This window comes from Streptomyces ossamyceticus (assembly GCF_001418475.1).
Taxonomy (GTDB): domain Bacteria; phylum Actinomycetota; class Actinomycetes; order Streptomycetales; family Streptomycetaceae; genus Streptomyces; species Streptomyces ossamyceticus.
This window is the reverse complement of sequence record NZ_LIQX01000512.1, coordinates 1-3,806: the sequence shown is the minus strand read 5'-3', so window position 1 is coordinate 3,806 and position 3,806 is coordinate 1. Positions and strand designations below refer to the sequence as shown.

The 3,806-nt window shown below is 73.6% G+C and carries 3 protein-coding genes; 1 reads left to right on the top strand and 2 read right to left on the bottom strand.

All coding sequences use genetic code 11. The features are described from left to right. Window positions 1-214 precede the first annotated feature (214 nt). Both AOK15_RS31410 and AOK15_RS31405 read right to left on the bottom strand, forming a co-directional pair. Entirely contained in the window at window positions 215-877 is a 663-nt protein-coding gene (locus AOK15_RS31410; protein WP_055521728.1) for a response regulator, read from the bottom strand. Further along, the gene (locus tag AOK15_RS31405) at window positions 852-2,024 is read right to left on the bottom strand and encodes a sensor histidine kinase (protein ID WP_055521727.1); all 1,173 of its coding nucleotides are present in this window, start codon (window positions 2,022-2,024) and stop codon (window positions 852-854) included. The genes AOK15_RS31410 and AOK15_RS31405 overlap by 26 nt, the downstream gene beginning before the upstream one ends. Before the next feature lie 175 nt (window positions 2,025-2,199). Here AOK15_RS31405 and AOK15_RS31400 point away from each other — a divergent pair. Beyond that, a partial coding sequence (locus tag AOK15_RS31400; RefSeq protein WP_055521729.1) for an MMPL family transporter occupies window positions 2,200-3,806 on the top strand: 1,607 nt, incomplete at its 3' end.

Sequence of the window (3,806 nt, the reverse complement as noted above, 5' to 3'; positions counted from 1 at the left end):
GCCGGGCGCCCGATAGCTCGGGGGCGCGCTGTTTGTTCGGCGGGTGCGGGTGAGTGGGGGTTGTTCGCGCAGTTCCCCGCGCCCCTGAAAAGCGGCCGGGGCTGCGCCCCGTGCTTTTCATGAAGGGGCGGGCCGCAGGCCCGTTCCCTTCAGGGGCGCGGGGAACTGCGCGAGAAACCACGACGCACCCGCACCCGCCGGCCCGGCACCCCGCTCAGGTTCCGGGGAGGAGACGGCGTGTTTCGTAGGCCCACATCGCGATCTCGACCCGGTTGCGGGCGCCGAGTTTGGCCATCAGGCTGGCCAGATGCGTCTTCACCGTGCTGAGGCTGATGTGCAGTGCGTCGGCGATCTCGGTGTTGGTCAGCCCCCGAGCGACGGCGAGGAGCACCTGCTCCTCGCGGGCGGTGACGGGGGAGACCGGCTGGACCGCGGGCCGGCCGGCGGGCAGGTCCGAGAATGCCTGGAGCAGACGGACGGTGACGCTGGGCGCGATGAGCGCCTCACCGTCGGACGCCGACCGTACGGCCTGGGCCAGAAGGTCCGGGCCCGTGTCCTTGAGGAGGAATCCGCGGGCGCCGGCACGCAACGCGCCGTAGACGTACTCGTCGAGGTCGAACGTGGTGATGACGACCACGGCCAGCGGGTCGGCGACGCCCGGCCCGGCGACCAGCCGGGTGGCCTCAAGCCCGTCGAGTACGGGCATGCGGATGTCGAACAGGCAGACGTCGGGGCGTAGTTCGCGGGCCAGACGCACCGCTTCCCGCCCGTCGGCGGCCTCGCCGACCACCTCGATGCCGGGCTGGGCGTTCAGCATGATCCGCAGCCCGTAGCGGATGATCGTCTGGTCGTCAGCGACGAGGACGCGAATGGACACCGCTCTCGCTCCTCGCTCTCGGCAGTTCGGCTTCGACATGCCAGCCCTGGTCGGTACCCGGGCCGGCTCGTAGTGTGCCGCCGAGCAGGGTCGCGCGCTCGCGCAGTCCGGTGAGTCCGTATCCGTCGCGGCCTCGGCCGGTGCGCCGGCCGTTGTCGCGCACGTTCACCCGTACCGTGTGCCGTTCCGCGGCGACCCGAACGACGAGCTCGGTCGCGTCGACGGCATGACGCAGCGCGTTGGTCACCGACTCCTGCACGATCCGGTAGACGGCCGCGTCCACGGCCGGGGGCAGCGCGTCCAGTTCGCCGTCGAGCCCCAGGTCGACCCTGAGGCGACCACTCGGGGTGCGCACCAGGCGCTCCAGATCCGCGATTCCGGCAGGGGGCGCCAGCTCGGCGCCGACCCCGCGGTCGCGCAGCGCGGCGACCATGGCGCGCATTTCCTCCAGCGTGCGCGCCCCTTCCTCCTCGACCCCCTCCAGTGCCTGGACGGCGGCGGACGGGTCGGTGCCCGCGAGTACTCGGCCCGCCTGGGCGATGATCACCATGGCCGACACATGGTGGGCCACCGTGTCGTGCAGTTCCCGGGCGAGCTGCTCGCGCTCGCGGGAGCGCAGCTGCTCCAACTGCCGCTCGCGAGCGGTTACTTGGAACCGCACGGCAGCCCCGACCACCCCGGGCAGCATCAGGAAGACGAGGCCCACGACCTTTTCGACGACCGGGGTCCCGTCCGCGACGACACACAGCGTGCCGACCGCGAGGATCACCGCGCCGCCCAGCACGGTCTCGCGTCCCGATCCCCACCGGGGCAGCGCGTACACGAGCACGAGCACGACCGTGCCGGTGTACAGGCCGACGGGCTCGCGCAGGGCGGCGACGAGCGAGGCCACCTGGAGCAGGGCCACCGAGCCGAACGCCAGCGTCACCATCGCCAGCGGGCGGGTCCGGCGCCACAGGGGCAGCAGCCACAGCCATACGGTGAACACCACCGCCACCGGCCGCCACACGACGTCCTCGCGCAGGGTGGCCTCCAGCGCCACACCGGCGAGGCCCGCGGCGAGCAGCGCCCAGTCCCGCCGCACCCGTGCGGGCGCGCCGGGCGGCCGGGGTTCGGTCCACAGGGTTCGCAGGTCGTCTCGGAGCACGGTTCCCAGCCTAGGGACCACCGCGTGGCGCGCATCGGCCGAAAGGACGGGTCGTCACTCCGCCCCGGGGCCGACGGATCCACGGCCCGCGGGCCGATGCCGCGGAGCGCCGTGGCGACGAGCCTCGGCATCGGCGGCCGTACAAGGACGGCCGACGAGGTGGTTGGAGGACCCGATGCTCTCGAAAGCCCTGTTGCGCCTGGGCGCAAGCGCCGCCCGCCATCCCTGGCGGGTGATCGCGACATGGCTGATCGCCGCCACGCTCGCCGTCCTCGCCGCCGTCGCCTTCGGCGGGCGTACCGCGGACTCGATGACCGCTCCGGGACTGGACTCGCAAAGGGCCGCGGAACTGATCGAGCGGGCCCGCACCGGCCAGGAGGGGATGACCGCCCAAGTGGTCCTCACCCCCCTCGACGACGGTGCGACGTTCTTCGACGACGACGGCGCGCGCACCGCTCTCACACGGCTGCGGGCCGAGGTGGAGCGGCTGCCGCACGTGCTCGGCGCGAGCGACCCGGCGGGGGCGCTCGACGCAGGCCGGGACACCGCCGTGCGCGGCGGACTTGTGTCGGCCGACGGGCGGATCGCGGTCGTCCGGGTGCAGTACCCCGACCAGAGCCGACTGTCGGCCGAGGACCTCGACGCCCTCGTCGGTCTCGGCGACCGGCTGCGCGGCGAACTGCCCCTGCGGATGGAGATGGGCGGGAGCCTCTTCTACGCCTTCTCCGACCCCGACGGCGGCGCGAGCGAGCTGATCGGCCTTCTCGCCGCGGCCGCGATCCTGTTCCTGGCGTTCGGTTCGCTCGTCGCCGCCGCGCTGCCGATCGGCATGGCGGTCTTCGGGCTGACCGTCGGGGTCGCCACGATGACGGTTCTGGCGGGGGTGACAGAGGTCCCCACCTTCGCACCGGTCCTGGGCAGCATGGTCGGGCTCGGAGTGGGCATCGACTACGCGCTGTTCGTGCTCGCCAGACACCGGGAGTACCTGGCGCGCGGGCTCGATCCACACGAGGCAGCCGGACGGGCGGTGGCCACGGCGGGGCGGCCCGTGGTCTTCGCCGGCGGCACCGTCGTCGTATCGATCCTCGGCCTGGCGGTCGCGAACGTGCCGTTCATGACGGTGGGCGGCCTGGCAGTCTCGATCGTCGTGCTGATCATGGTGCTCGCGTCGGTGACGCTGCTGCCGGCCTTCCTCGGCGCGGCCGGCCCACGGCTGGGCCGGGCCGGCCGGATCGGCCGGGCTCTGCGGACCAGGTCGCGGGGCCGACTCGCACGACGGCGGGACCCGGCGGCAGGCGCCGCCCACGCCGCCGGGTGGCGTCGCTGGATCGGGCACGTCAGCCGGCACCCGGTGCCGTACGCGGTCGGCGCGGCGGGGCTGCTGCTGACCGCGACGCTGCCCGTGCTCGGCCTGCGCGTCGGCCTGCCCGACGACGGCTCCCTGCCGCAGAGCCGTACCGAACGCCGCGCCTACGACCTCGTCGCCGAGGGGTTCGGCCCGGGAACCAACGGTCCCCTCGTCATCGCCGTGGACCCCACCGGCGATGGAGGAGTGGTGGACCGTCTCGCCTCCACGGTCGCGGCGGATCCGGGCATCGCGTCCGTCGCGCCGACACACATCGATCGGGCCACCGGCATCGCGACCCTCGTGGTGTTCCCGACCACCAGCCCTCAGGACAAGGCCACGGCCGACACCATCGCCCGGCTGCGCACCGACGTGCTGCCCACGGCGATCGGGCAGGGCCCGGCCAGGGCCCATGTCGGCGGCGCCGCCGCGAGCCT